Origin of the sequence: Nocardioides sp. NPDC000445, from assembly GCF_040300245.1 — a bacterium.
Taxonomy (GTDB): domain Bacteria; phylum Actinomycetota; class Actinomycetes; order Propionibacteriales; family Nocardioidaceae; genus Nocardioides.
In genome coordinates this window covers 148,701-174,342 of sequence record NZ_JBEPDH010000013.1, presented here as the reverse complement: position 1 = coordinate 174,342, position 25,642 = coordinate 148,701, and the positions used below count along the sequence as shown (strand labels likewise).

Annotated in this window: 24 protein-coding genes and 2 tRNA genes; 21 read left to right on the top strand and 5 right to left on the bottom strand. The window is 70.2% G+C overall.

The annotated features are described in order from the left end of the window. The first annotated feature begins 10 nt into the window (after window positions 1-10). Window positions 11-565 (top strand): M48 metallopeptidase family protein, encoded by a 555-nt coding sequence (locus ABT304_RS18630; protein WP_350717389.1) that lies wholly within the window; start codon window positions 11-13, stop codon window positions 563-565. Here ABT304_RS18630 and ABT304_RS18625 read toward each other — a convergent pair. After that, the gene (locus tag ABT304_RS18625; protein WP_350717388.1) at window positions 475-1,143 is read right to left on the bottom strand and encodes a dihydrofolate reductase family protein; all 669 of its coding nucleotides are present in this window, start codon (window positions 1,141-1,143) and stop codon (window positions 475-477) included. The genes ABT304_RS18630 and ABT304_RS18625 overlap by 91 nt on opposite strands. 65 nt (window positions 1,144-1,208) lie before the next feature. On the opposite strand from ABT304_RS18625, the gene ABT304_RS18620 reads away from it, so the two are divergent. After that, window positions 1,209-2,075 carry an AraC family transcriptional regulator gene (locus ABT304_RS18620; protein WP_350717386.1) on the top strand — a complete coding sequence of 289 codons (867 nt, stop codon included), beginning with the start codon at window positions 1,209-1,211 and terminating at the stop codon, window positions 2,073-2,075. Here the strand turns inward: ABT304_RS18620 and ABT304_RS18615 are convergent. Next, window positions 2,072-2,611: an NUDIX hydrolase gene (locus ABT304_RS18615; protein ID WP_350717384.1), complete on the bottom strand. Its 540-nt coding sequence runs from the start codon at window positions 2,609-2,611 to the stop codon at window positions 2,072-2,074. The genes ABT304_RS18620 and ABT304_RS18615 overlap by 4 nt on opposite strands. Next, window positions 2,608-3,942, bottom strand: coding sequence for a zinc-dependent metalloprotease (locus tag ABT304_RS18610; RefSeq protein ID WP_160027426.1), 1,335 nt, complete (start codon window positions 3,940-3,942; stop codon window positions 2,608-2,610). The genes ABT304_RS18615 and ABT304_RS18610 overlap by 4 nt, the downstream gene beginning before the upstream one ends. A 56-nt stretch (window positions 3,943-3,998) precedes the next feature. On the opposite strand from ABT304_RS18610, the gene ABT304_RS18605 reads away from it, so the two are divergent. The 7 genes from ABT304_RS18605 (at window position 3,999) to ABT304_RS18575 (ending at window position 9,647) form a co-directional block, all read left to right on the top strand. After that, window positions 3,999-4,436, top strand: coding sequence for a molybdenum cofactor biosynthesis protein MoaE (locus ABT304_RS18605; RefSeq protein ID WP_160027428.1), 438 nt, complete (start codon window positions 3,999-4,001; stop codon window positions 4,434-4,436). A gap of 35 nt (window positions 4,437-4,471) precedes the next feature. Further along, window positions 4,472-4,708: a hypothetical protein gene (locus tag ABT304_RS18600; protein ID WP_160027430.1), complete on the top strand. Its 237-nt coding sequence runs from the start codon at window positions 4,472-4,474 to the stop codon at window positions 4,706-4,708. Window positions 4,709-4,741: 33 nt separating this feature from the next. Next, window positions 4,742-5,788: a YlbL family protein gene (locus ABT304_RS18595; protein ID WP_350717381.1), complete on the top strand. Its 1,047-nt coding sequence runs from the start codon at window positions 4,742-4,744 to the stop codon at window positions 5,786-5,788. Continuing rightward, on the top strand, window positions 5,785-6,396 hold the full coding sequence (locus tag ABT304_RS18590) for a PPA1309 family protein (protein ID WP_201451229.1): 612 nt from the start codon (window positions 5,785-5,787) through the stop codon (window positions 6,394-6,396). Before ABT304_RS18595 ends, ABT304_RS18590 begins: the two co-directional genes overlap by 4 nt. Continuing rightward, window positions 6,393-9,290 (top strand): UPF0182 family membrane protein, encoded by a 2,898-nt coding sequence (locus ABT304_RS18585; RefSeq protein WP_350717379.1) that lies wholly within the window; start codon window positions 6,393-6,395, stop codon window positions 9,288-9,290. Before ABT304_RS18590 ends, ABT304_RS18585 begins: the two co-directional genes overlap by 4 nt. Before the next feature lie 54 nt (window positions 9,291-9,344). Beyond that, window positions 9,345-9,418: transfer RNA gene (locus tag ABT304_RS18580), tRNA-Met, on the top strand. Window positions 9,419-9,573: 155 nt separating this feature from the next. Beyond that, window positions 9,574-9,647: transfer RNA gene (locus ABT304_RS18575), tRNA-Met, on the top strand. A gap of 68 nt (window positions 9,648-9,715) precedes the next feature. On the opposite strand, the gene ABT304_RS18570 is transcribed toward ABT304_RS18575, so the two are convergent. Beyond that, window positions 9,716-10,852 (bottom strand): alkaline phosphatase PhoX, encoded by a 1,137-nt coding sequence (locus ABT304_RS18570; protein ID WP_350717377.1) that lies wholly within the window; start codon window positions 10,850-10,852, stop codon window positions 9,716-9,718. Window positions 10,853-11,015: 163 nt separating this feature from the next. On the opposite strand from ABT304_RS18570, the gene ABT304_RS18565 reads away from it, so the two are divergent. Further along, entirely contained in the window at window positions 11,016-11,453 is a 438-nt protein-coding gene (locus tag ABT304_RS18565; protein ID WP_350717375.1) for an SRPBCC family protein, read from the top strand. Between the two features lie 11 nt (window positions 11,454-11,464). Here the strand turns inward: ABT304_RS18565 and ABT304_RS18560 are convergent, their stop codons facing one another. Beyond that, window positions 11,465-12,820, bottom strand: a complete 1,356-nt coding sequence (locus ABT304_RS18560; RefSeq protein WP_350717374.1) for a flavin monoamine oxidase family protein — start codon at window positions 12,818-12,820, stop codon at window positions 11,465-11,467. A 122-nt stretch (window positions 12,821-12,942) separates the two neighbouring features. Here ABT304_RS18560 and ABT304_RS18555 point away from each other — a divergent pair, with 122 nt between their 5' ends. From ABT304_RS18555 to ABT304_RS18505, 11 genes are all read left to right on the top strand, one after another. After that, the gene (locus ABT304_RS18555; RefSeq protein ID WP_350717372.1) at window positions 12,943-13,596 is read left to right on the top strand and encodes an ATP-binding cassette domain-containing protein; all 654 of its coding nucleotides are present in this window, start codon (window positions 12,943-12,945) and stop codon (window positions 13,594-13,596) included. Continuing rightward, window positions 13,593-15,446 (top strand): YhgE/Pip family protein, encoded by a 1,854-nt coding sequence (locus ABT304_RS18550; protein WP_350717371.1) that lies wholly within the window; start codon window positions 13,593-13,595, stop codon window positions 15,444-15,446. The genes ABT304_RS18555 and ABT304_RS18550 overlap by 4 nt, the downstream gene beginning before the upstream one ends. Before the next feature lie 186 nt (window positions 15,447-15,632). Continuing rightward, window positions 15,633-16,325, top strand: coding sequence for a hypothetical protein (locus tag ABT304_RS18545; protein WP_350717369.1), 693 nt, complete (start codon window positions 15,633-15,635; stop codon window positions 16,323-16,325). Between the two features lie 179 nt (window positions 16,326-16,504). Further along, window positions 16,505-17,683 (top strand): mandelate racemase/muconate lactonizing enzyme family protein, encoded by a 1,179-nt coding sequence (locus ABT304_RS18540; RefSeq protein WP_350717367.1) that lies wholly within the window; start codon window positions 16,505-16,507, stop codon window positions 17,681-17,683. A 29-nt stretch (window positions 17,684-17,712) separates the two neighbouring features. Next, window positions 17,713-18,471 carry an SDR family NAD(P)-dependent oxidoreductase gene (locus tag ABT304_RS18535; protein WP_350717365.1) on the top strand — a complete coding sequence of 253 codons (759 nt, stop codon included), beginning with the start codon at window positions 17,713-17,715 and terminating at the stop codon, window positions 18,469-18,471. Continuing rightward, complete coding sequence (locus ABT304_RS18530) at window positions 18,468-19,607, top strand: aldose 1-epimerase family protein (protein WP_350717364.1); 1,140 nt, start codon at window positions 18,468-18,470, stop codon at window positions 19,605-19,607. Before ABT304_RS18535 ends, ABT304_RS18530 begins: the two co-directional genes overlap by 4 nt. A gap of 45 nt (window positions 19,608-19,652) precedes the next feature. Beyond that, on the top strand, window positions 19,653-20,870 hold the full coding sequence (locus ABT304_RS18525; RefSeq protein ID WP_350717362.1) for a CaiB/BaiF CoA transferase family protein: 1,218 nt from the start codon (window positions 19,653-19,655) through the stop codon (window positions 20,868-20,870). Next, the gene (locus ABT304_RS18520; protein WP_350717360.1) at window positions 20,870-22,009 is read left to right on the top strand and encodes a type 2 periplasmic-binding domain-containing protein; all 1,140 of its coding nucleotides are present in this window, start codon (window positions 20,870-20,872) and stop codon (window positions 22,007-22,009) included. The genes ABT304_RS18525 and ABT304_RS18520 overlap by 1 nt, the downstream gene beginning before the upstream one ends. Further along, on the top strand, window positions 22,006-22,794 hold the full coding sequence (locus ABT304_RS18515; protein WP_350717358.1) for an enoyl-CoA hydratase/isomerase family protein: 789 nt from the start codon (window positions 22,006-22,008) through the stop codon (window positions 22,792-22,794). Before ABT304_RS18520 ends, ABT304_RS18515 begins: the two co-directional genes overlap by 4 nt. Before the next feature lie 14 nt (window positions 22,795-22,808). Further along, complete coding sequence (locus ABT304_RS18510; RefSeq protein ID WP_350717357.1) at window positions 22,809-23,996, top strand: fumarylacetoacetate hydrolase family protein; 1,188 nt, start codon at window positions 22,809-22,811, stop codon at window positions 23,994-23,996. Next, complete coding sequence (locus ABT304_RS18505; protein ID WP_350717355.1) at window positions 23,993-25,495, top strand: aldehyde dehydrogenase (NADP(+)); 1,503 nt, start codon at window positions 23,993-23,995, stop codon at window positions 25,493-25,495. Before ABT304_RS18510 ends, ABT304_RS18505 begins: the two co-directional genes overlap by 4 nt. Window positions 25,496-25,642: the final 147 nt, after the last annotated feature.

The following is a 25,642-nucleotide window of genomic DNA, read 5'->3' as shown; positions in this document are numbered from 1 at the left end:
TTCTTGACCTATGGACGGCCCGGAGATCGAGGTGCGACGCAGCAAGCGGCGTCGGCGTACGGTCTCTGCCTACCGTGACGGCGACCGCATCATCGTGATGATCCCGGCCGCGATGTCCCAGCGGGAGGAGGCCGAATGGGTCGAGCAGATGGTCGCCCGCCTGGAGAAGGCCGAACGGCGTCGCAAGCCCAGCGACGATGATCTGATGCGACGATCGGCCGCGCTGAGCGACCAGTACTTCGGCGGTCTGGCCAAGCCCGACTCCGTGCGCTGGGTCGACAACCAGAACAGCCGCTGGGGCTCGTGCACCCCCGGCGACCGCTCGATCCGGCTCAGCGACCGGCTCCGCGGCATGCCGAGCTGGGTCGTCGACTACGTCCTCGTCCACGAGCTCGCCCATCTCTTCGAGGCCAAGCACAACGAGGCGTTCTGGGCGTGGGTCGACCGCTATCCGCAGGCCGAGCGCGCCAAGGGCTACCTGGCGGGCTGGTCCGCAGCCGCCAAGCTCCCCGCCCCTCCGGGCGAGGAGGACGACGATGTCGAAGGGGCCGAAGAGATCGACTGACCCACGGCGTAGGTGAGCGCCACCGTGCCGAGACTCGTCGAGGCGATGTCCTCGAGCCGCAGCGAGCACGGCGACGGCAGGTCGCCGAAGAGCCGCTTGCCAGTGCCGAGCAGCAACGGATGTACGAACAGCCGCAGCTCGTCGACGAGCCCGGCGCTCATCAGTTGACGGACGAGGTCACCGCTCCCGAGCGCGACGATGGTCCCTTGCCCCTCCGTCTTGAGGCCGGCGACCGCCTCGACGACATCTCCCTCGAGCACGCTCGCACCGCTCCAGGCCAGGTCGTCGAGAGTGCGGGTCGCGACGTGCTTCGGGGCAGAGTTGAGGCTCGCCGCCATCGGGTCGGTGTCGGGCTGGGTCGGCCAGAACTCTGCCATCTTCTGGTAGGTCCGCCGTCCCATGACGTACGCCGAGGTCTGCGCGCCGATGTCGGGGGAGAGGATCTCCCCGAGCGCGGCGCCGTACGGCGCGCCCCAGCCGCCGTGCTCGAAGCCACCATCCCGGTCCTCGTCGGGGGAGCCGAGCCCCTGCATCACGCCGTCCACGCTCAAGAACTCCACGATCGCCAGTTTTCGCATGACGACAGCCTGCTCCCTGCGCGAATCGGCTGGCTTGAACGAAATCGACCGGCGATCATCGATACATGACGGGCGTGACCCGCGAGATCGTACGACTGCCCACCCACTCCGGACTGCAGGGTCTGGTGGCGGGCATCGTCGGCTTCCGCGAGCAGTCGGCCGTGCCGCTCGAGCGGCGCCAGCCCGCAGGGACCCTGCTGCCGCTGGTCCTCTCCTTCGGGGACCCGTTCGAGATCGTCGAGGTCGCCGCGGGGGAGGGTGCCGGGACGTACGGGTCGTTCGTCTCCGGCTTCATGCCCGGGCCGGTCTCGACCCGGTCCGGGCGTAGCCATGCGTGCGTGCAGGTCTACCTGACGCCGCTCGGTGTCTCTCGGCTGCTCGGTGTCCCGGGCAGTGAGGTGGCCGGCAGGGTGATGGCGGCAGAGGACCTGATTCCGCAGCTCGGGGCATCCTTCTCGGAGCGGCTCGAAGCGGCCGGTACCTGGCGACCGAGGCTCGACCTGGTCCAGTCCGCGCTGCTCGCGCAGGCCGGCGATCAGGCCGGCGATCAGCCCGACCCGCTGGTGTTGTGGTTGTGGGACCGGATCACCGAGTCCGGAGGTCAGGTGCGTATCCGGAACCTCGTGGCCGAGACCGGATGGAGCCACCGGTACGTCACCACCTGCTTCCAGCGCGCCGTCGGCCTCGCCCCGAAGGCAGCTGCCGGTGTCGTACGTTTCGAGCGCGCCGCCGCCGACATCTCGACAAGCTCGATACATCGCCTCGGCAGCCTGCCGGTCGCCGAGGTCGCCGCTCGTCACGGCTATGCCGACCAGAGCCATCTGACCCGCGACGTCGTCAGGTACGCCGGTGAACCGCCCGCCGCGCTCGCCGTCAGCCGCCGTCCGACCGCCCACACGGCACTCGGCACGACCCCGGGAGGCCGGCGCTAGAGGCGAGCCTGGGCGAGCTTGATGAGCTCGAGCAGGTTGTCCTCGGGCTCGGGGATCGCGTCGACCGGCCACCAACGTACGTCCAGCGACTCCTCGCTCACCGCCGGAACCGCGCCGGAGGGAGCCACGGCCATGAAGCGTACGTCGAGGTGGTGGACGTCGCCGGACGGAGCGCAGAAGGGGACCGGGTGCTCGGAGAGCTGCACCAGCCCGGGCAGCGGCGCCAGGTCCGGCACTCCGGACTCCTCACGCAGCTCGCGGGCGGCGGCCGCCCACAGGGTCGGGTCGCCCTGCTCGAGGTGACCACCGAACTGGAACCAGCGCCGTGCCTTGCGGTGGTGGGTCAGCAGCACCGCAGAACCGTCGTCGGAGAGCACCACGCACGAGGCTGTCAGGTGGTCGGGGACGCACGACTTGAAGACCCCGGTGGGCTCGGCCTCGAGATGGGAGACGTAGCGCTGCCGCAAGGTCTCCTGCGGAGCCGACGGCGCCTCCCACACTCGCAGCATCGCGAGCGCGTCAGCGTGCAGACTCACTCGTCAGCGTCTCCGCCGAGCAGCTTCTTGAGCTCCGCGTCGAAGTCGATCGAGTCGACATCGGGGGCCTCGGCGCCCTCACGGAAGCCGAGCGGGTCGTCGAGGTCGGCCGAGGTGGGCAGCAGCGCCGGGGACATCCAGACGCCGTCGCGGGCCTCGATGCCCTGCCGGGTGCGCAGCGATCCCCACAGCGCGGCCGCGTCGCGCAGCCGTCGCGGCCGGAGCTCGAGGCCGACCAGGGTCGCGAAGGTCTGCTCGGCCGGACCGCCGGCAGCCCGGCGGCGGCGTACGGCCTCCTGCAGCTGCGCCGCGACCGGCATCCTCTCGGCGGTGGCCAGGGCGACGACCTCGTCGACCCAGCCCTCCACCAGCGCCAGCACGATCTCGAGCCGCTCCAGCGCCGCCTTCTGCGCGGGCGAGTCCGGCACCTCGAACATGCCTTCCTCGAACATGTTCTGCAGCTGGGACGGGTCCTGCATGGCGGAGAGGTCCAGGCCGCGCATCTGCTCCTCGATGCGCTGCTGCATGGCCTCCATGTTGAGCTCGACGCCGCGCGCGTAGTCGGTCACGGCCGAGACCACGTGGTCACGCAGCCACGGCACGCCGGCGAAGAGCCGCTGGTGGGCGGCCTCGCGCAGGGCCAGGAAGAGCAGCACGTCGTCGGTGCTGACGCCCAGGCCCTCGGCGAAGGGCTCGACGTTGACCGGCAGCAGCGCGGCCTGACCGGGCTCGGTCAGCGGGATGCCGATGTCGGAGACGGAGATGACCTCGCCGGCGAGATGGCCGAGACCGGTGCCGGCCTGGTTCGCGTACAACGCGCCCATCGCCTTGCCGACGAACCCGATCATCGGGCCCATCTGGGCCTTCATGTCCTCGGGGAGCTGGCCGCTCATGGCGGCCGCGGTCGAGGCTGCGACCGGCTCGATCAGCGGCTTCCACGCGTCGAGGGTGTTGACCAACCACTCGGCCTTCGACCAGGCCGTTGCGGACTTCACGCCGGAGGGGAACGACGTGGTCTCCTCCAGCCAGTGGTCGGCCAGCTGGATCGCGTCGGCGACCGCGTCCTTCTGCTTCTGCGAAGGCGTCGGGTCGGGCGTGGACGCGGCGACCTTGCGGGCGAGGTCCATCGCGACGTCCCAGTTCAGCGGGCCGTCATAGGGCTGTAGCAGCGACTGGATCTGACCGAAGATCTGGCTCAGGTCAGGCATGCCGCCGGGGCCTCCGCCGACGCCGCCGATGGGGAAACCACCGAAGAACGCTTCAAAGGGCGTGCCCTTGAAGGGGTTCTCCGGCTCCTCCGGCTCGTCGGGGCCACCTGGGGTCTGACTCATGTGTCCAGCCTACGCGGTTACGGAAGCCCGCTGTCAGCAAGGACTAGGCTGGTTCCATGGCTGAACCGAAGAATGGCGCCGTCAAGCTTCTCGACATCCGGGAGACCCCTCTCGATGTCGCCGAGGTGCTGGCCGCACTCGACGACGACGCTTCCGGCGGGGTGACGCTCTTCGTCGGCCGCGTACGTGACCACGACGGCGGCAAGGGCGTGACCGGCCTCGACTACCAGGCCCATCCGAGTGCCCTCGCCCGCCTGGCGGATGTCGCCGAGAAGGTGGCCGCCGACCACGGCGTCGCGGGTGTCGCCGCCGTCCACCGCACCGGCCACCTCGACATCGGCGACATCGCCGTCATCGTGGCCACCGCCTCCGGCCACCGTGGCGAGGCCTTCGCCGCCTCCCGCGACCTCATCGACACCCTCAAGGCCGAGGTGCCGATCTGGAAGCACCAGGTCTTCACCGACGGCACCGACGAGTGGGTCGGCGCGCCCTGATGCGCGCCGTTGTGCTGACCAAATAGGCTGCGTACGTGGACATCCTGCTCTGGCTCGTACCGTCTGCGGTCATCACCGTGCTGGCGATGGCCTGGGTCGCGTTCCTCGGACGTGAGGGGCGCGAGCAGGACCGCGAAGAGGTCGTACGCCGCCTCGGGATCGCGCTCGAGAAGGAGAAGACGCGCGAGCGCTCGAGAAGGTACGCAGCACCCCAGCCGCCGCCCGACAGGTCGACCGGAGTCGCGGTCCGTGTCAACCGCGACGCCTCTTAGGGTGCAGTTGGTTTCGAATGAGAAGGTGACGCTATGACACAGCGCACCCTGGCCGGCCTCGTCGCCCTGCCGCTCGTGGTCGCCCTGATCGTGATCGCCTGGGTCGTTCCGCTGCCTTACACGATCTACAGCCCCGGGCCGACGGTGAACGTCCTGGGCGAGTTCGACGGCAAGGACATCGTCCAGGTCGAGGGCCACAAGAGCTACCGCGACAAGGGACAGTTGCGGATGACCACGGTCTCCGAGACCACCCGCGAGGCACGGCTCGGGCTCTGGACCCTGCTCGGCGCCTGGATGAGCGACACCGAGGCGGTCTACCCGCGCGAGGTCGCCTACCCCGACCAGGGCACCGTCGAGGACGACCGCGAAGCCGGACAGGTGCAGATGGCCAGCGCCCAGGATGCGGCGATCGCTGCGGCGTTCACCAAGCTCGGTGAGGACGTCGACGAGGTCTCGGTCGCCGAGGTGACCAAGGACGCGCCGGCCACCGGCAAACTGAAGGCCGACGACGTGGTCACCAAGGTCGGCGACAAGGCGGTCGACACCCCCGAGGAGGTCGTCGCCGAGGTGCAGAAGGTCGAGCCCGGTGACACGGTCGAGTTGACCGTCGAGCGTAAGGGCAAGACGCTCACCGAGACCATCAAGACCGGCGAGAAGGACGGCAAGGCCTTCATCGGCGTCTCGCTGGGAGCGACCTACGACTTCCCCTACGACGTCAAGATCACCCTCGACCCGGCCATCGGCGGACCGAGCGCCGGACTGATGATGGCGCTCTCGGTCTACGACACCCTCACCGAGGGGGCGCTGACCGGCGAGAAGAAGATCGCCGGCACCGGCACCATCGACGGTGACGGCAACGTCGGCCCGATCGGCGGAATCCAGCAGAAGATCCCGGGTGCGGCGTCGGACGGAGCCGAGCTCTTCCTGGTGCCGGCCGGCAACTGCCAAGACGTCGAGGGCGCCGAGAACGGTGACATGCGCCTGACCCGTGTGGAGACTCTCGACGACGCCATCAAGGCGATCGAAACCTGGACCGAGGACCCGAATGCCAAGCTGCCGACCTGTGGGAGCACGAAGTGAACGACACCCCTGAGCCCACGCCTGAGCTCAGCCGCGGTCTCGACCTGGAGACCGACCCCGCCCTGGCCGCTGCCGTCCTCGAGATCGAGGCCCACGTCGCCGGCGAGGGCTGGGACGGACCGGCGAGGCTCTTCGCGCTGGTCGACACCGCCGCGCTGGTCGAGGCCGAGCCCGCGCTCGCCACGATGATGGGCCTGGACGCCCCCGATCAGGACGGGTCGCTGACCCCGATCGAGCAGGACCAGGTGCCGGTGACGACCCAGCTGGAGGAGGTCCTCCAGACGACCGCCTGGCCCGCCGGGGTCACCGGCTGCGCGGCGGTCGTCGAGCGCCTCGTGCTGCCGCCCGACGCCGACGGCAAGATCCCCGATGACGCCGAGGCGGCCGCGGAGTTCGCCAAGGCGCACCCCGACCGGCAAGAGGTACGCATCGTGGCCGGCGCGACACGTGCTGGTGCCACGTACTGTGCTCTGCGGTTGAAGGCGCACGACGACGACCAGTCGGTCATCGGCGGTGTCGACCTGGTCCCCGAGCTCCTCGAACTGCTGCGTGTCACTCTTGAGGAGGCTCCGCTTGAGGAGAATGGCGACAGCGAGGGTGAAGCATGAGCCTCTTTGACGACGACGACCCGGCACAGGCACCGGCGCGCACACAGAGCACCGGCCGCAACCGATGGCTGGCGATCGCGGCCGTCTCGGTCATCGTGCTCTTCTTCGGCATCAGCGCCTTCGCGGCGATCTACACCGACGCGCTGTGGTACGACGCGATCGACTTCAGCAGCGTCTTCGGCACGGTCTTCTGGACGCGTACGGCACTGTTCGTCATCTTCTTCGTGCTGATGGCGATCATGATCGGGCTGCCTGCGGCGCTCGCCTACCGCACCCGTCCCTACTTCCACCCGGCCGACGACATCGGTGGCCTGGACCGCTACCGCGACGCGATCGCCCCGATCCGCACCTGGCTGCTGATCGGCATCGCGGGCGTCTCCGGGATCTTCGCCGGCTTCTCGGGCGCCGGCCAGTGGCGTACGTATCTGATGTGGCGCCACGGGCGCGACTTCGACAAGACCGATGAGTTCTTCGGCAAGGACATCGGCTTCTACGTCTTCGACCTGCCGTGGTGGCACTACCTGGTCAACTTCGCGCTGACCGGGCTGATCCTCGGCACGATCGGCGCGATGATCGTGCACTACGTCTACGGCGGCATCCGGCTCACCGCGCAGCGCGACCGGTTCACCCGCTCCGCGCAGATCCAGCTCAGCGCCATGCTCGGGCTCATCCTGCTGGTGAAGGGGCTCGACTACTGGGTCGACCGCTACGACCTGGTCAACGGCTCCGGGCCTCGCCTGGACGGGATGACCTACACCGACGAGCACGCGGTGCTTCCGGCCAACCAGATCCTGCTCGGGATCGCGGTGATCTGTGGCGTGCTGTTCATCCTCAACATGTGGCGGCGCAGCTGGCAGCTGCCCTCGATCGCGATCTCGCTGTTCGCGATCTCGGTGCTGCTGATCGGGATGATCTGGCCCGCGGTCGTGCAGGGCTTCCAGGTCCGGCCGAGCGAGCAGGACAAGGAGAAGCCCTACCTGGCGGCCAACATCAAGGCCACCCAGGACGCCTACGGCATCGCCAAGGACGACCTCGAGGTCACCGAGTACACCTCGCAGGCGGAGGCCGACGGGGCCTCGCCCGAGCAGCTCGACGAGACCGCGTCCTCGCTGCCGATCGTCGACCCCGCGGTGGTCCACCGCGAGTTCGAGCAGGTCCAACAGGGTCGCTCCTACTACTCGGTGCACGAGCCGCTGGACATCTCCACCTACGAGGTCGGCGGCAAGGAGCGGGCGGTCGTGCTCGGCGTACGCGAGCTCAACCAGGCCGGCATCTCCGACTCCGACCGCACCTGGACCAACCTGCACACGGTCTACACCCACTCCAACGGAGTGATCGCCTCCTACGCCAACATGCGTGGCGCCGACGACAAGAACGAGTCGAACCAGATGCAGTGGGCCGAGGGCGACCGCACCGGCCAGCACGACCTGACCTCGGGCCAGGGCAAGTTCCAGGACAAGGTCTACTTCGGCGAGGACTCGCCGGAGTACTCGATCGTCGGCAAGGCCGGCAAGGGCAACCCCGTCGAGCTCGACTACAACTCCGAGGACGGCGAGACCAGGACGACGTACGAGGGTGCCGGCGGCGTCCCGATCGGCTCCAACTTCCGGCAGCTGATGTACGCCATCCAGTTCGGCTCCACGAACTTCCTGCTCTCCTCGCGCGTGAACGAGAACTCCGAGATCCTCTACGACCGCTCTCCGAAGGAGCGGGTGCAGAAGGTGGCGCCGTGGCTGACCCTCGACGACGACGTCTATCCGGTCGTCGTCGGCGGACGGATCCAGTGGGTGGTCGACGGCTACACGACCACCGACCGCTACCCGCAGGCCGCGCGTGACTCGTTCGCCTCGATGACCGACGACGCCACCCAGACCTCGACCGGCGTGCAGACGCTGCCGACCGACGAGATCAACTACATGCGCAACGCGGTGAAGGCGACCGTGGATGCGTACGACGGCACGGTCACCCTCTACGAGTGGGACGAGTCGGACCCGATCCTGCAGACGTGGGAGGCGGCCTTCCCCGGCACCGTGATGCCGAAGTCGTCGGTCCCGAAGGAGCTGATGGAGCACCTTCGCTATCCCGAGGACCTCTACAAGGTGCAGCGCTACCAGCTGGCGCGCTACCACGTCTCCGACCCGGACGTCTTCTTCTCCGGCAACGAGCGCTGGGCCGTGCCCGAGGACCCGAACGACGACAACCACCAGCAGACGCCCTACCGGATGTTCCTCTCCGACAAGGAGGGGACCGCACGCTGGTCGCTGACGTCCGCCTTCGTGCCCTACAACCGGCCCAACCTGGCGGCGATGATGTCGGTGGACTCGGACGCCACCTCGGAGGACTACGGGAAGATCCGGATCACCACCGGCTTCCCCGACGACACCCAGGGCCCGGGCATGGTCTCCAACGAGTTCCGTACGGACAAGGCGATCGCCGACGAGGTCGCCTCGTTCAACCGCTCCGGCTCGGCGCCGGTGTGGGGCCAGGTCATCACCTATCCGACGGCGAAGAACGGCATCCTGTACGTCGAGCCGATCTACGCCCGCCGGGCGACCGCCTCGACCTCGGGCTATGCCCAGCTGGCCTTCGTGCTGGTCTCCTATGACGGACGGGTCGGCTACGGCTCGACGCTGAGCGAGGCCCTCGAGGTCGCGCTCACCGGTGCCGAGCCGACGCCGCCGACGGCCACCGATCCCGACGAGGAACCGGCCGAGACCACCCCGCCGACCAACGGCGAAGGGGGTGAGGTCGGCCAGCTCCTGGAGGACGCGCGTGCGCTCTTCGCCCAGGCCGACGAGGCCGGCAAGTCCGGCGACTACGCCGAGCGCGAGCGCCTCATCGCCGAGGCCCAGGACAAGGTCGACCAGGCCGCCGAGCTCATCTCCGGAGGCTGAGGACACCTCCGATTAGGGCTTCGTTTCCCCTCGCGTGTAATGTTCTTCTTGCGACGCGGGGTGGAGCAGCTCGGTAGCTCGCTGGGCTCATAACCCAGAGGTCACAGGTTCAAATCCTGTCCCCGCTACTCCAAGACGAAGGCCCGGACCGAAAGGTCCGGGCCTTCGTGATTTCGGGCTCGATCCGCGTCTGTTCATCGGTGGCGCCGGCGTCGGGCTCGGCGAGTCCCAGGCTTCCCGGATTGGGGTTCGGGTCAGTTCGCGGGTAGTGTTGTTCTTGCGACGCGGGGTGGAGCAGCTCGGTAGCTCGCTGGGCTCATAACCCAGAGGTCACAGGTTCAAATCCTGTCCCCGCTACTCCGAAGAAGAAGCCCGGACCATCAGGTCCGGGCTTCTTCGATTTCAAGGCTGTGTAGTTCCGCCGGCTACGAGCGGAAGGGGCCGCTGATCTCGTAGGTGATGCCGCCGCTGGACGAGCCTGTCGTGCCTCGCTGCGAGGAGAAGTACATGCGGTTGCCGACCGGGTTGAACGCCACGCCGCACAGCTCTGACGAGCTCTGCCCGGTGACGCGGAGGAACGGCGCCACGACGTCGTCGGGGGTGATGATGCAGATCTCCATGTTGCCGCCGTCCTCGGCGACGTACAGGTCTCCTGCCCCGGCGCCGGCGATGTTGTCGACGCCGGTGAGCGGCGGGTTGCTGGTCAGGTTGTCGTCGTAGACGACGTCGAGGGTGTTGGCGGCCGCGTTGTAGGCCCACACCTTGTTGTCGCCCTTGGTGGTGAAGTAGCAGATGTCGTTGCGGTAGTAGGCGCCTTCACCGCCGTTGAACAGCTTCATGTTCGACACCTGGTCGCGCGTGGGCGTCGGCGAGCCGTCCGGGTCGGGGACATCGGCCCAGGTGAGGTTCGTGGTGAGCACCTGCAGCTTTCCGGCGGACAGGTCTCCCCAGGTGGTCGGGACGAAGCGGTAGAAGCCGCCGTCGCTCTTGTCCTCGGTCTGGTAGACGACCTTGCGGACCGGGTCGCAGGCCGCGGCCTCGTGGGTGAACCGGCCCATCGCGGCACGACGGACGGCGGGCTTGACGCCCCACGGGTCGGTCTCCCAGCTGTAGCCCGTGTCGTGCTCCTCGCACGAGATCCAGGTGTTCCACGGCGTCGGTCCGCCCGCGCAGTTCCGGGTGGTGTTGCCGAGGATGCGGTAGGCGCTGGTGATGTTGGCGTTGCTGTCGAACTTGAGGGCGCTCACGCCGCCCGCGCCGCTGCTCATCTCCGAGTTGGAGACGTAGATCCAGCCGGTTCCGTCGGCGAAGCAGACGCCGCCGTCCGGGGCGCTGTGCCAGGTGTACCCGGTGTTCGCGACGGTCCTGGTCGAGCGGGCGACCACCCGGCTGGTGAACCCTGCGGGCAGCATGATGCCGTTGCCGTCGGCGGCCAGGAGAGCGCCATAGGGGCTCGGTCCGGTCTTGGCCGGGTAGGCGATGGCGGGACGAGTGACGCTGAACCCGAAGGCGACGGTTCCAGCGCCGACAACGGCGGCACGTAGGAAGTTGCGACGATCCATGGTGGGTCTCCTCTGTCGTCTCGGCAGATCCGGGGGGATCTGCGCGCGACATACGCTAGAGATCGGGACCCCGGCCGAGGCGTCTTCAGGACGAACAACGCTCAACGCCCAGGCGCCGACCGAGGTGGACGACAACGGCCCGATTTCGGAGGACGATGGGGCCATGAGCGTGGACGTGCTGGTGGAGACGACGATCCGGCGATCGCCGGCCGAGGTGTCCGCGTACGCCGGAGACCCGAGCAACGCCCCGACCTGGTACGCCAACATCCGCTCGGTCGAGTGGCGCACCGAGCCGCCGGTGCGGGTCGGGTCGAGGATGGACTTCGTCGCGCAGTTCCTGGGGCGCAGGCTGGCCTACACCTACGAGGTGGTCGAGTGGGTGCCGGGGGAGCGGCTCGTGATGCGTACGGCCGACGGACCGTTCCCGATGGAGACCACCTACACCTGGGAGCCGGCGGGGGAGGGCGGCACCACGATGACGCTGCGCAACCGCGGCAACCCGTCCGGTTTCTCTCGGGTCGCTGCGCCGGTGATGGAGCGGGCGATGCGGCGGGCGACGACCAAGGACCTGGCCGAGCTCAAGCAGCTCCTCGAGTCCTGAAGAGCTTGTGGTCAGGCCGGTGCGGCGAGGATCTCCTCGGCGGTCCGAAGACCCGAGCGGACGGCTCCCTCCATGTAGCCGCTCCATTCGGTGGCGTACTCGGCCCCGGCCCAGTGGATCCGTCCGACGGGTTCGCGCAGGATCGGTCCGTAGTTCGTCCAGACGCCGGGGCCGAAGCCGGCGCCGTAGCAGCCGCGGGTGAACTCCTCGGCGCTCCAGTCCTTCTCGACGTACGAGATCGGTGTGGCTGCCTCGCTCCCGAAGTAGCGCACGAAGCAGTCGATGACGCCGCGGCGACGCTCCCCGTCGGGAAGACGCTGCCAGCTGCGGGCCTCCCCGGCCTCGACGAAGCCGATCAGGATGCCGACCTCCGCGCTGGGTGGAGAGACGTCGAAGGTGATCTTGACCGGGCCGAGGTCGGACATCGCCTGGCCGTTGAGCCCCTGCTCGCGCCAGAACGGCTTCGGGTACGCCGCGAAGCACTTCACGACTGTCCCGGCCGGCACCCGCTGCGTGAGCTGGTCGCGGCCGGCGGGAAGGATCGGGTCGTAGTCGAGCCGCCCGGCGAGGGTCGGAGGCAGGGTGACGAGGACATGTCGCGCCGTGTAGCTCTCGCCATCGCGGGTGATGGCCCTCGCACTCTCGCCGGTCTGGGCGATGCGGGCCACGGGCGACCCGAACCGTACGTCCTGGCCTTCGGCGAGGCGCTGCGAGACCAGCACCGATCCACCGACGACGCGGTCCTTTTGGGCGCCGCTGTCGGTGGAGGCGAGGGTCTCGAGATCGCCGTTGCTGATCGTGTAGAAGAGCGTGTGCAGCAGAGAGAGGTCGGAGGCGTCGGCCGAGTAGAGAGCCTCGGCCAGCACGCGGAAGTAGGAACGACCGGTGGTCGTCCTCAGATTGCGACGGATCCACGACTCGAAGGTCTGCCCGTCCAGCAGAGTCGCCTTGGGATGGGCCCACGGACGCTCGACGTCGACGCCGCGCGCGAGCCTCTCGTAGCGGGCCAGGCCCTGGGCGAGATCGGCCAGGACGATCGGGTTGAGCTTGGGGGTCGCGCCCTTCTGCGGACCGAGGCGGGACTGCTTGCCGCCGAGGTCGACGAGCAGCTCTCCGGCGTCGTTCCAGGTCGGGAAGGTCTCCAGGCCCAGCTCGTCGACGAGCCGGTACATCTCGGTGTGACCCTCCCCGATCCAGGTGCCGCCGAGCTCGATCGGGTGCCCCTCGAGGACTCCGCCCTCGGTGCGACCGCCGACCCGGTCCCGTGCCTCCAGCACCACGACGGACTTCCCGGCAGCGGTGAGCTTGTCGGCCGCGCTCAGCCCGGCCAGGCCGGCTCCCACCACGACCACGTCGGTATCGGGCATCGCGGGAGCCTCCGTTCACGTCGGTCGTACGGCTGAAATCACGGTACGACGTTCTCGGTGCGGCTGCGGCGGGATCGTTGTGCCTGACGGTCTTTGCCGACATTTGGTGACAGGGTTTGGCCATGAGCGAGGACGCGGTCGACGAGGAGAAGACGAGGCTGCGAGCCCTCGGCGTACGTGTTCGGCAGGGGGCCCGGGATCTGCTGCCGACCACGTCGTTGACGCTGCGCGGGGGAGAGGTCGCGGTGGCTGTCGGACCGCCGGGAGGCGGGCATACGTCGCTGGCCCTGGCGCTCGCCGGGCGGCTCCGGCTGGACGCGGGCAGGGTGGAGCTGGACGGTGACGCGTCGCCGCGGGTCCTGCAGGCCGCGGTGGCGCTGGTCGACGTGCCGGGGGTCTCCGAGCCCGACGAGATGGTGCCGTTCCGTACGATCCTCGGCGAGGAGCTCGCCATGGCGAAGCAGAAGCCGAGGGCGGCAGCCATCGACGGCTGGCTGGGTGAGTACGACCTCGCGACCGGAATCACCACGGAGGCGGTCCCGCCGGTGCCGCGCCTGGAGATCCTCGCGCGGATGGCGCTGCTGCGGCCCGGGACCCGCTTCCTCGTCCTCACCTACCCCGAGCGCCTCGGCCTGCCGGTCGCGCAGTGGCTGGAGACCGCCAACGACCTCGCCGGCTCCGAGAGCCGGCCCGGCGTCCTGGTCACCGCGAGTCGCGCGGTCACCATCCCCACCGGCGTGCGTACGTTCACCATCGGTCCGACGGAGGAAGCATGAACTCGCTGCGTATCGCCCTGACCGAGCTGCGCCGGATCACGGCCGGGCGGCTGGCGAAGCTCGTCATCGTGGCGCTCGTCCTCGTCCCCACGCTCTACGCCGGGCTCTACCTGTACGCCAACCACGATCCGTACGCGCACTTCGACGAGCTCCCGGCGGCGCTCATCGTGGAGGACACCGGGGCCACCACGACCGACGGCACGAAGATCGACGCGGGGCGCGATGTCGCCGACAAGCTCCTGAAGTCGGGCGACTTCGACTGGTCGGAGGTCTCCGCGGAAACGGCGGAGAAGGACATCCGGGAGGGCGACTACTACTTCGCCCTGCGGATCCCGGAGGGGTTCTCCCGGACGCTGACCGGCGCGGAGCGGCTCGACCCGAAGCAGGCGCAGATCCAGGTCATCACCAACGACGCCAACTCCTACCTGTCCACCACGATCGCGACCAACGTCACCGACAAGGTCCGCGACGCCATCGCCAGCGAGGTCTCCGAGCAGGCCGCGGCCAACTTCCTGCTCGGCATCTCCGACCTCCGCTCGGGTCTGGTGAAGGCCGCCGACGGCGCCGCGAAGCTGGAGAAGGGCGCGGGCACGCTGCGCGACGGAGCCGGGAAGCTGGCCACCGGAGCCGGCGACCTCGAGAACGGACTGAACACCATCGAGGGCAAGGTCGCCGACCTGCCCAGCAAGACACGCGAGCTCGCCACCGGTGCCCGCAAGGTCGCCGACGCCAACGGCGAGATCGCCGCCACCGGGCAGCGGGCCGCGACCGCCGTCGACGACGCCGTCGCCGCCTACGAGTCGAACCGGGACGACCTCGACGCCCGGCTCCAGGCGCAGGGTCTCGATGAGCAGCAGCGAGCCGAGGTGCTGGCCATCTACGACCGCGGCTCCGCGCCGCTCGACCGCGTCGACCAGCGCGTCGGCGACGTCTCCGGCCGGCTCGACCAGCTCGCCGCCGGTGCCGACCAGGTGGCGGACGGCAACGAGCAGCTGGCTTCCGCGATGCCCGATCTGGTCGCCGGGATCTCCCAGGCTGCCGACGGCGCCGGCGAGCTCAGCACCGGAGCGACCAAGTTGCGTGACGGTGCCACTCAGCTCGCCACCGGCGCCGGCGACCTGAAGAAGGGGCTGCAGGACGGCGCTGCGCAGGCACCCGCCACCAACGAGGAGCTGCGCGACCGGATCGCCTCGACCATCGCCGACCCGGTCGCCATCGACTCGGTCTCCGAGGCGAAGGCGTCCTCCTACGGTGCCGGGCTGGCACCGTTCTTCCTCGCTCTGGGCGCATGGATCGGCGGGTACGTCCTCTTCCTGCTCGTCCGGCCGATCTCGACCCGCGCGCTGGCCGCCAACCAGACTCCGCTGCGAATCGTACTCGGCGGCTGGCTCACCCCGGCGCTCATCGGTGCCGCGCAGATGGCCGTCGTGCTCGTGGTCGTCGGTCTCGCCGTCGACATCACCCCGGTGAACTGGCTGGGTACGTTCGGATTCCTGCTCCTCACCTCGGCGACCTTCGTCGCGATCGTGCACATGCTCAATGCGCTCCTCGGTGCGCCGGGCCAGTTCGTCGGCCTGGTCCTCATGGTCGTCCAGCTCGTCACCGCCGGGGGCACGTTCCCCTGGCAGACCATTCCCGAGCCGCTGCACCCGCTCCACCACGTACTGCCGATGAGCTACGCCGTCGACGGGCTTCGCCAGCTGATGTACGGCGGGCTCTCGGGGCGGGTCGTCGCCGACGCCCTCGTCCTGGCAGCCTTCCTCGTCGGAGCACTGCTGCTGACCAGCTACGGCGCCCGCCGGCAACGGGTCTGGACGCCGAAGCGGGTGCGTCCGGAGATCGCCATCTGAGGCGCTGATCAGGCTTCCCCGTGACAGCGTTGGCTGTGTATCGCCAAGCGGGCCACGAGGAGGGAGGTCACGCGGCTTCGACGTGTGCTTGCGCTGCGGGGCGTTGTGTTGCCGAGGATGCGGGCTTCCGCAGACCCGCCGTCTTCGGAAGGGACGGCGCGGCCTGAAGGGGTCTAGCCTGTGAAGATGAGGCCACCGCGCGAGTACGCCGAGGAGTCCGAGCGGCACCCGCAGCTGCCGCCGGGGTCGGAGGAGCGCGTCGCCGGCTACGGAGTGATGGGGCAGACCTTCGAGACGGGACATGTGCTGGGGCTGCGGCGGTGGACGGCATCGTCCGTGGGGGAGCAGTTCACCTCCATCTGGCACCGTGAACCGGACGGGTCCTGGCACTTCTACGAGTCGGCGCAGCCGCAGTTCGCGTGCTCGCGGTGGTTCGGCCATGGCGTCCAGGAGTCGGTGGTCGTCCCGATCGACGTGACCTGGGATGGGCCGACGCAGCTGCGCGTGACAGCCGAGGGACGGGTGGACTGGCATCTCACGCTGGCGGCGTCGCCGATGACGCGAGTGATGAACGCGATGGGTGGCGGGATGCCGATGGCGGCCTGGCGCTCGACCGCGATGCTCAGGGCGATGGGCGCCATGGCGTCGGCAACTCTCGGCGTCGGCAAGGTCTCGATGACCGGGCTCACGGCGAACGGTCTCCCGTTCGACGCCAACCCGCTACGCATCTGGCGAGTCGTCGATGCGGTGGCAACGATCAACGGCGTGGATGCGGGTCAGCCGGCGCCGCTGCCGCAGCAGGCGCGCCTCGGCGACTTCTGGATCCCTCAGCACGGCATCTTCGCCATGGGCCGCGTGTTCGTCGGCACCCCCAGCTGACCTCGTAGGTCGATCCAGCGGGGTCCTACCTGGCCGCCTTCCTCCTCGGGGTACGGGCGGTTGACCAGCCGTGCCCCGACGAGCGCGCGAACCCGCGCAACCCATCAAACAGTTGACAACATACAAATGATGTCTGATGATTCACGGACTCCATGAAAGAGTTAAGGGGCCGCCGAACCATGCGCATCACGGGCTATCGCACGCTGACGACCGTGCACGACTGGGGTCGCCCCATCGGCGACGTCAACGGCGCTGTCGGATCGGGCAAGACGGCCGTTCCGATCGTCGTGCTCACCACCGACTCGGGACTCGAGGGCATCGGACTCGGCCACCACCAGGGCCTCGACGTGGTCTTCCCTGCTCTCGAGGGCGAGGACCCGGTTGCCGTGCAGGCGCTCTACGACCGGATGCTGTCGTGGGTCTTCAAGTCCGGGCACGGCGGTGCGGTGTTCGGGGCGATCGGCGCGCTCGACATGGCGCTGTGGGATCTCAAGGCCAAGGCGGCCGGCCAGCCGCTGTGGCGCCTGCTCGGCGGGCGCGACCGGGTCGTGCCCGCGTACGCCTCCGGGCTGGACGGGCCGCTGACCGACGAGGAGCTGGCCGCGCTCCAGACCAGGTTCGCCGACCGTGGCTTCACAGCCGTCAAGATCAAGGGCGGGCTCGACGTCGAAGCCGACCTGCGGCGCCTCCACCTGGTGAGCGACGTCTTCCACGACCGGACGGGCGCCGCGCCCGCGCTGATGCTGGACGCGAACGAGTCCTGGTCGCGCAAGGAGGCGGTACGCCACATCGGCCGCCTCGAGGAGTCGGTCGACCTCGCCTGGGTCGAGGAGCCGGTGCGCCGGTGGGACGTCGACGGCCTGACTCGGGTCTCCCAGTCGGTGCGTGCGGCCGTCGCGACGGGGGAGAACCTCACCGGGCTCGAGCAGTTCCGGCCGCTGCTGCAGGCCAACGCGGTCGACGTCGTGCAGACCGGAAGCGTCTGGGGAATCAGCCACTTCCTGCGCGTGGCCGCCCTCGCGCTCGCCTTCGACCTGCCGGTGAGCCCTGTCGGCTACAACGCCAATCCGATCGCCCACGCAGCCACGGTCGTCCCCAACCACCTCTCCCTGGAGGTGCAGGACCTGCACCTGCCCTTCGGCATCGAGTCCGACCAGGAGATCGAGGACGGGCACCTGGTGCTCGGCGACCTCCCCGGTCTCGGCCTGGTCGTCGACGAGGCCGCGATCGAGCACATGAACGCGGCCGCCGACTGGGGACGCCACGGCGGACCCCACGTACGTCCGGAGCGGGCCGGTCGCAGGCTCGTGCGCAAACCCTCCCTTCACCCGCGCCCGCAGGGCCCCGCTCCACGCTGACCTGCCCCCTCCACGAAAGGACCAGCCAGATGACGTCCCAGACCCCGACCCGCGGTTGTGCCGTGGTGACCGGAGCAGGTGGCTCGCTCGGCCGAGCCAGCGCCGTACGCCTCGGGCAGGAGGGCTTCTCGCTCGCCCTGCTCGATCTGGCAGGTGACGCCCTGACCACCACGGCGGCCGAGGTCGAGGCGACCGGAGCCCGGCAGGCCACCCTGCCCGTGGACGTCCGCGACGCCGCTGCCCTGGTCGCCGCCCTGGAGGAGGCCGAGCGCGAACTGGGGCCGCTCGAGGTGCTGCTCAACAACGCGGCGATCTATCCGGCCACGCCGTTCCTGGACATCCCGGTCAGCGAGTACGACGACGTGGTGGCGGTCAACCAGCGGGCCTACTTCGTCGCCGCCCAGGCGGCGGCCCGGCTGATGGCGCCGCGGAGGACCGGCTCGATCGTCAACATCGGCTCGATCACCTTCTCCGGCGGCTGGGACAAGCTCGCCAGCTACGTCTCGACCAAGGGCGCCGCGGTGGCGCTGACCCGTGCTCTCGCGCGTGAGCTGGGGCCGCTGGGCATCCGGGTCAACGCGGTCGCCCCGGGCGCTTTCCCGACCAAGGCCGAGGAGATCCACGAGGACCCCGAGGCCTACACGGCCCATGTGCTAGACCACCAGTCCCTCAAACGGCGTGGCCGGCCCGACGAACTGGCGGCGGTGGTCGCCTTCCTGGTCGGGCCCGACGCGTCCTTCATGACCGGGCAGACCCTGAACGTCGACGGCGGATGGAACATGCAATGAGCGATCTCAACAACAAGCTGGACATCTTCGGACACCGACTCACGCCGCGGGAGCTGCGTGAGCGCACCGGCGACACCGAGTCCGTCGCAGGAGTACGCCAGGTCGTCCTCGACAACGGCTCCGAGCGCGGCGTACGTGCGGTGCAGGTGCGCACCTCGGCCGGGCTCGAGGTCGAGGTGCTGGTCGACCGGGCGCTCGACCTCGGCGCGGCCAGGCTGCGGGGCGTCCCCTTCGGGTGGCGCAGCGGCAACGGCTTCCGTCATCCGGGGCTGCACGAGCACCACGACGAGGGCGGTCTGTCCTGGCTGCGCGCCCTCGACGGCCTGCTGGTCTCCGGCGGCCTCGACCACACGCTCTTCGGCGGCGACGTGGATGCTTCGGCGTATAACTATCCGCCGAAGCAGACGGTCAACCACGGCCTGCACGGCCGGCTCACCGCGATCCCGGGCCGCCTGCTCGAGGCCCGCGAGGTGTGGGACGGCGAGCGTTGTGTGCTGCGGGTGCGAGGCGAGGTCGTCCAGGCGACGTCCTTTGGCGAGCACCTGCGCCTGACCCGCACGATCGAGGCCGACTTCGACGGGCTCGAGATCCGCCTCCACGACGTCGTCGACAACCTCGGCTTCGACCCGACGCCGCACATGTTCCTCTACCACCTCAACTTCGGCTGGCCGCTGGTCGACGCGGGCACCGAGTTCGTCGCGGCGATCAGTGAGACGCCGTGGCGTTCCGACTCGGTCGCCGAGCAGGGCGTCTCGTACCGCACCCTCCCCGAGCCGCAGCCGCGGTTCGTCGAGCAGGTCCACGAGCACACGCTCGTCGCCGAGGGCGACGGGCGGCACCGGGTCGCGCTGGTCCGCGGTGACGAGACCCTCGGCGTGGAGGTCTCCTGGGACTCCGCCACGATGCCGCACTTCTTCGAGTGGCAGAACCTCCGCAGCGGCCAGTACGCCATCGGCCTGGAGCCGTCGACGCACGCCGTCGCCGGCGATGCCGCCGCCCGTGAGGACGGCTCGATGACCTGGCTCGAGCACGGTGAGACGCGCAGCTACTCCACCACGATCCGCGTGCTAGACGGTGCAGCGGCCGTCCGGGCGTCCCGCGCAGCGATCCGCGCACTCGGCGACCAGCCCGCCTGACCAGCCAGCCCGACTGACCAGCCAGCCCATCGACAAGGAAGACCGATGACCACCACACCCCGCATCCTCGAGGGCTACCGCGTCCTCGACTGCTCGATCGCCATGGCCGGTCCGTTCGCCGCTCAGCGGCTGGGTGACCTCGGCGCCGACGTCGTCAAGGTCGAGCCGGTCACCGGCGAGTGGCAGCGCCACGCTGCTGCCGGCGGCGCGCAGGGCAACCAGATCAACGTCTCCTTCCTCTCCCTCAACCGCAATAAGCGCTCGCTGGCCGTCGACCTCAAGGCCGATGCCGGCAAGAACGTTCTGCTGCGGATGGTTGAGACGGCAGATGTTTTCCTGCAGAACTATCGGCCGGGGGTAGCTGAGCGGCTCGGCGTCGACTACGCCACGCTCTCGGCGATCAACCCGCGTCTGGTCTACGTCTCGATGTCCGGCTACGGCGAGGACGGCCCCGACGTCGACCAGCCAGGACAGGACCTGCTGCTGCAGGCCCGCAGCGGCGCGATGCTCTCGACCGGTCGCCACGGTGAGCCGCCGCAGCCGGCGGGGCAGTACCTCGTCGACGCCGTCACCGCCTCCACTGCCTTCGAGGCGGTCCTGGCGGCGCTGCTCCACCGCGAGCGTACGGGCGAGGGGCAGCTGGTGAAGGTGAACATGCTGGACGCGATCACCACCTTGCAGATGCAGGAGCTGTCGGTGTTCGTGGCCGGCAAGGTGCCCCAGCAGCGCAGCGCAGAGCCGCACGCGCACGTCTACATCCGGGCGCCCTACGGCACGTTCAAGACCGCGGACGGCTTCCTCGCCCTCGCCATGCCTGACCTGCCGACGCTGGGCAAGGTCATCGACGAGCCCGCGTTCGCCGAGATGAGCTCGGAGGTGCACGGCTGGAGCCACCGGGACGAGGTCCATCGCCGCACGGCGGACAGGCTGGTGCTGCGTACGACTGCCGAGTGGCTCGACGCTCTTGGCGCCGCCGGCATCTGGTGCGGCCCGGTCCAGGACTACGCGGCCCTGGTCGAGGACCCGCAGATCAGGCACAACGGGACCTTCGTCGAGTACGACCACCCCACCGAGGGCCGGGTCACGACCCCCGGATTCCCGTACGCCTTCTCGCGTACGCCGGCCTCGATCGAGCGGGGCGCTCCCCTGGTCGGGGAGCACACCGCCGAGCTGCTCGCCGAGGCCGGCTTCAGCGGCGAGGAGATCGCGGCGCTGACCGCCGACGGCGTGGTCGCCGAGACCCGTCCCGAGCAGCCGGTCTGATGACCCTGCCGACCTTTCGTGGCCTGACCTGGGACCACCCGCGCGGCCGGGATGCCCTGGTCGCGGCGGCCGAGGCGAGCGACCTGGACCTGACCTGGGACGTCCACCCGCTCAGCGGTTTCGAGTCCACCCCGATCGAGGAGATCGCCGCCGACTACGACCTCGTCGTCCTCGACCACCCCCACCTCGGCGACGCCCTTGCACAGGGCTGCCTGCGGCCGTTCGACGACCTCGTCGGTCACGAGCAGGTGGCGGCGTGGGCGGCCGCGGCAGTGGGCCCCAGCCTGGCGTCGTACGTCATGGACGGACGGCTGTGGGCGGTGCCTCTCGACGCCGCGACGCAGGTCGCCGCGACGCGCGCGGACCTCGTGGATGTCGTCCCGCGGCTGTGGGCGGAGGTCGCCGCGCTGTCCCGGCGGGCGCCGGTCGCGCTCTCCGTCGCGGGCCCGCACGCGCTCCTGACCTTCACCTCGATCTGCGTCGCGCTGGGGGAGGAGCCAGGGGGTGCGCAAGGCTTCGTCTCCGACGAGGTCGGACGTCAAGCCCTCGAGCTGATGGCCGACCTCGCCTCCCGGGCGCCGCGCCACACTCTGGATCTCGACCCGATCGGACTGCTCGCCGAGATGACCGAGGGCGACACGATCGCCCACGTGCCGCTCGTCTACGGCTACGTCACCTACGCCGACACCACGCTCGACCGTCCGGTGCGCTTCACCGACGCGCCCACGCCGGCGCCTGGTACGCGGCCCGGCTCCACCCTGGGCGGGACCGGCCTGGCCATCACCGCACGGTGCGCGGTCACTCCTGAGCTGCTCGACCACGTACGCCATCTCATGTCGGGGCCGGTGCAGGAGGACTTCATCCCGGCACACTCCGGCCAGCCGTCGGCACGCGCCGCGTGGACCTCGCCAGCGGTGAACGAGCCGGTGGGCGACTTCTATCGCGGCACCCTGGAGACCCTCGAGCGGGCCTGGGTCCGGCCCCGTCATCCCGGCTACGTGACGTTCCAGGCCGAGGCGGCCGAGGTCGTGCGCGAGGCCCTGTCCGGCTCGATCAGCATCGCCGCCGCCCTGTCTCGGATCGACGACCGCCACCTGGCCGCCCTCGGCCGCGCGAACCCGGAAGGAGCTGCCCGATGACCGCACCTGAGTCGACCTGCCCGGAGGTGCTGTTCGAGCAGCGCGGCCGCGTCGGGGTGATCACCCTCAACCGGCCCGCCAAGCTCAACGCCGTCACCCAGGAGATGTCGGATGCGCTCGTCGCGCTGGCGCGCTGGTGCAACGACGCCGACGAGATTCGGGTCGTGGTGCTCACCGGCGCCGGCGACCGCGCCTTCTGCGCGGGTTCGGACATCGCCGAGCTCGACAAGTACGCCAGCCCCTGGGCCTTCCGCAACCGGGAGGACTACTGCGACTCGATCAAGGTGCTGCGGAAGCCGATCATCGCCGCCGTCAACGGGTACGCCCTCGGCGGCGGGCTGGAGACCGCACTGATCTGCGACATCCGGCTGGCGTCGACCACCGCGAAGCTCGCCGCCGCCGAGGTGAAGCTCGGCTGGATCGGCGGTGGCGGCATGTCGGCGCTGCTGGACCGCTCGATCGGCCCCAGCAACGCGGCGGTGATGCTGATGACCGGCGATCCGATCGACGCTCAGCAGGCGCTCGCCTGGGGGCTGGTCAGTGAGGTGCTCGAGCCCGACGCCCTCCTGCCGCGCGCCCTCGAGCTCGCCGAGACCATCGCGAGCCGTGCTCCGATCGCGGTCGAGACCGCCAAGGCCAACCTGGCCGCTGCAGCCAACATGCCCCTGGAGCAGGCGGTCACCTACGAGCGCGACATCCAGACCGTGTGCTTCGCGACCGCCGACGCCGCCGAGGGCCGCGCGGCGTTCGCCGAGAAGCGCGCACCCCGATTCGTACGAGCCTGACCGGAGGACCACCGATGACCGTCACCACCGACTGGGGGCCCGACCTGGCCGCCACCCTGCCCACCGACGGCGCCGTCCCGGCGCTCGTGGGGCGCGTCTGGGACCCGCAGGCAGGCGGCCCGAGCGTCGTCGTGGTGCGGGATGGCACGGCGTACGACGTGAGCGGGACGTACGCGACGGTGCGCGACCTCTGCGAGCAGTCCGACTCCGCTGCCGCGCTGGCGGACGTGCCCGGCGAGCCGCTGGCCACGGTGGCCGACCTGCTCGCCAACACGCCGCCGGAGGGCCGCGACGCCGCCCGCCCCTGGCTGCTCGCGCCGGTCGACCTGCAGGCGGTCAAGGCCGCCGGGGTGACCTTCGTGGTCTCGATGCTGGAGCGGCTCATCGAGGAACGCGCTCGGGGCGAGGCCGACGCCGCGGCCACGGTGCGCGCCGAGATCACCGCGGCGATCGGCGGCGGACTCGGCGAGCTGGTTCCCGGCTCGGCGGAGGCGCAGCGGCTCAAGGAGGTGCTGCGCGAGCGTGGCATGTGGAGCCAGTACCTCGAGGTCGGCATCGGACCCGACGCCGAGATCTTCACCAAGGCCCAGCCGCTGTCCGCGGTCGGCACCGGCGCCGAGGTCGGGGTGCTGGCCGCGTCGCGCTGGAACAACCCCGAGCCCGAGGTGGCGCTGGTCGTCGCCTCCGACGGCCGGATCGTCGGCGCCACCCTCGGCAACGACGTCAACCTGCGCGACGTCGAGGGCCGCTCGGCGCTCCTGCTGCCCAAGGCGAAGGACAACAACGCCGCCTGTGCGATCGGCCCGTTCGTACGGCTATTCGACGACGGCTTCACCCTCGACGACGTGCGCGCGATGACCGTCTCGCTCGAGGTGCGTGGCGAGGACGACTTCGAGATGGTCGGCACCTCGTCGATGCGCGCGATCAGCCGCGACCCCGCGGATCTGGTCAGCCAGCTGATCGGCCCGCACCACCAGTATCCCGACGGGGCCGTGCTGCTGCTCGGCACCATGTTCGCGCCCTCCGACGACAGGGACGAGCCCGGTATGGGGTTCACCCATCACTCGGGCGACGTCGTCCGGATCTCCGCGCCCGAGCTCGGCACCCTCGTCAACCGCGTCCGGGCGAGCGAGGAGTGCGCGCCGTGGGACTTCGGCGTCGCCGACCTGATGCACAACCTCGCCGGAAGGAACCTGCTGTGACCGTCCTGTTCTCCCGCGACCCCGCCACCGGCGAGGAGACCCCGACCGCGCTGCGGGCCACCACCACCGAGGAGGTCGACCGGGTCGTCGCGGAGGCACATCTCGCCGTGCCCGCGTTGGCGGCGCTGGGTCGCGAAGGGCGCGCCCGCCTGCTCGAGGCGATGGCCGAGCGGCTCGAGGAGAGCCGCGCCCGGCTCGTCGAGACGGCGATGTCGGAGACCGGGCTGACCCGGCCTCGCCTCGAGGGCGAGGTCGGCCGCACCAGCTTCCAGCTGCGCCTCTTCGCCGAGGCCGTCCGCGAGGGCAGCTTCCTCGAGGCCGCGATCGACCACGCCGGTCAGACACCGCTCGGGCCGGCTCCCGACGTACGCCGCATGCTCGTGCCGCTCGGCCCGGTCGCCGTCTTCGGCGCCAGCAACTTCCCGCTCGCCTTCTCGGTGCCGGGCGGCGACACCGCGTCCGCGGTCGCGGCCGGCTGCCCGGTCGTGGTCAAGGCGCACGAGTCGCACCCGCTGACCTCCCAGCTCGCGTTCGAAGCGCTCCGGGCCGCGGTCGCGGACCTCGGACTGCCGCGCGGCACGGTCGGCCTGGTCCACGGTCGCCAGGCCGGGGCCGACCTGGTCGTCCATCCGCGCATCAAGGCGGTCGGCTTCACCGGCTCGCCCGCTGGCGGCCGGGCGCTGCTCGACCTGGTCAACGCACGCCCCGAGCCGATCCCGTTCTACGGCGAGTTCGGGAGTCTCAACCCGCTCGTCGTCACTCCCGGTGCCGCGACGGCGCGCGGGACGGTCATCGCCGAGGGCCTCGCGGCCTCGATCACCGGGTCGGCCGGACAGCTGTGCACCAAGCCGGGACTGGTGTTCGTGCCGGTCGGAGAGGCCGGCGACGCCTTGGTCGAGGCATTGGCCGCGATCCTGGCCGAGTCGGCCGCGCAGCCGCTGCTCAACGTCGGCATCGCCGGCTCCTACCGAGAGATCCTCGGTCGGCTCGCGTCGGCTCCCGGCGTCACCGCAGCCGTGACGGCACAGGAGCGGAGCGAGCCCGCATGGGCCGCCGCGGGACTCCTGGTCTCCGGCACGGCGGGACTCCCGGAGGTACTCGAGGAGTGCTTCGGCCCCGCCGCCGTCGTGGTGAGGTACGCCGACGAGGCCGACCTGCTCGCCGCCCTGAGCCAGGTCCCCGGATCGCTGACCGCGTCCCTCCACTCCGAGCCCGACGAGTCCGTGCTGACCCGGGGACTCGTCGAGGCGGTCGCCCCGATCGCCGGCCGCCTGGTCTTCAACGGCTTCCCCACCGGCGTACGTGTCTCCTGGGCGCAGCACCACGGCGGACCGTGGCCGTCCACCAACACCCTGCACACCTCGGTCGGTGTCACCGCCGTGCGCCGCTTCCTGCGCCCGATGGTGTGGCAGGACGCGCCGCAGGAGCTGTTGCCCGAGGAACTGCGCGACGGACACATCGGTACGCCACGTCGCATCGACGGCGCCCTGCACATCTGACCCCAGCCGAGGGGTCGCCCGCGTCGGCCGAGACGTCGCCCGGGTCGGCCGAGGCGTCGCCTGCGTCGACCGAGACGTCGCCTGCGTCGACCGAGACGTCGGCCGCGTCGACCGAGGCGGCAGCGCGTGCCAACTCGCCCGACGTAC

What these genes read in the sequence shown, in the direction of transcription:
- ABT304_RS18550 (WP_350717371.1), top strand. Translation starts at nt 13,593, where the DNA reads ATGAACTCGCTGCGTATCGCCCTGACCGAGCTGCGCCGGATCACGGCC.
- ABT304_RS18595 (WP_350717381.1), top strand. Translation starts at nt 4,742, where the DNA reads ATGACACAGCGCACCCTGGCCGGCCTCGTCGCCCTGCCGCTCGTGGTC.
- ABT304_RS18525 (WP_350717362.1), top strand. Translation starts at nt 19,653, where the DNA reads ATGACCACCACACCCCGCATCCTCGAGGGCTACCGCGTCCTCGACTGC.
- ABT304_RS18610 (WP_160027426.1), bottom strand. Translation starts at nt 3,942, where the DNA reads ATGAGTCAGACCCCAGGTGGCCCCGACGAGCCGGAGGAGCCGGAGAAC.
- ABT304_RS18585 (WP_350717379.1), top strand. Translation starts at nt 6,393, where the DNA reads ATGAGCCTCTTTGACGACGACGACCCGGCACAGGCACCGGCGCGCACA.
- ABT304_RS18605 (WP_160027428.1), top strand. Translation starts at nt 3,999, where the DNA reads ATGGCTGAACCGAAGAATGGCGCCGTCAAGCTTCTCGACATCCGGGAG.
- ABT304_RS18520 (WP_350717360.1), top strand. Translation starts at nt 20,870, where the DNA reads ATGACCCTGCCGACCTTTCGTGGCCTGACCTGGGACCACCCGCGCGGC.
- ABT304_RS18545 (WP_350717369.1), top strand. Translation starts at nt 15,633, where the DNA reads ATGAGGCCACCGCGCGAGTACGCCGAGGAGTCCGAGCGGCACCCGCAG.
- ABT304_RS18540 (WP_350717367.1), top strand. Translation starts at nt 16,505, where the DNA reads ATGCGCATCACGGGCTATCGCACGCTGACGACCGTGCACGACTGGGGT.
- ABT304_RS18535 (WP_350717365.1), top strand. Translation starts at nt 17,713, where the DNA reads ATGACGTCCCAGACCCCGACCCGCGGTTGTGCCGTGGTGACCGGAGCA.
- ABT304_RS18530 (WP_350717364.1), top strand. Translation starts at nt 18,468, where the DNA reads ATGAGCGATCTCAACAACAAGCTGGACATCTTCGGACACCGACTCACG.
- ABT304_RS18560 (WP_350717374.1), bottom strand. Translation starts at nt 12,820, where the DNA reads ATGCCCGATACCGACGTGGTCGTGGTGGGAGCCGGCCTGGCCGGGCTG.
- ABT304_RS18510 (WP_350717357.1), top strand. Translation starts at nt 22,809, where the DNA reads ATGACCGTCACCACCGACTGGGGGCCCGACCTGGCCGCCACCCTGCCC.
- ABT304_RS18625 (WP_350717388.1), bottom strand. Translation starts at nt 1,143, where the DNA reads ATGCGAAAACTGGCGATCGTGGAGTTCTTGAGCGTGGACGGCGTGATG.
- ABT304_RS18515 (WP_350717358.1), top strand. Translation starts at nt 22,006, where the DNA reads ATGACCGCACCTGAGTCGACCTGCCCGGAGGTGCTGTTCGAGCAGCGC.
- ABT304_RS18630 (WP_350717389.1), top strand. Translation starts at nt 11, where the DNA reads ATGGACGGCCCGGAGATCGAGGTGCGACGCAGCAAGCGGCGTCGGCGT.
- ABT304_RS18620 (WP_350717386.1), top strand. Translation starts at nt 1,209, where the DNA reads ATGACGGGCGTGACCCGCGAGATCGTACGACTGCCCACCCACTCCGGA.
- ABT304_RS18570 (WP_350717377.1), bottom strand. Translation starts at nt 10,852, where the DNA reads ATGGATCGTCGCAACTTCCTACGTGCCGCCGTTGTCGGCGCTGGAACC.
- ABT304_RS18565 (WP_350717375.1), top strand. Translation starts at nt 11,016, where the DNA reads ATGAGCGTGGACGTGCTGGTGGAGACGACGATCCGGCGATCGCCGGCC.
- ABT304_RS18555 (WP_350717372.1), top strand. Translation starts at nt 12,943, where the DNA reads ATGAGCGAGGACGCGGTCGACGAGGAGAAGACGAGGCTGCGAGCCCTC.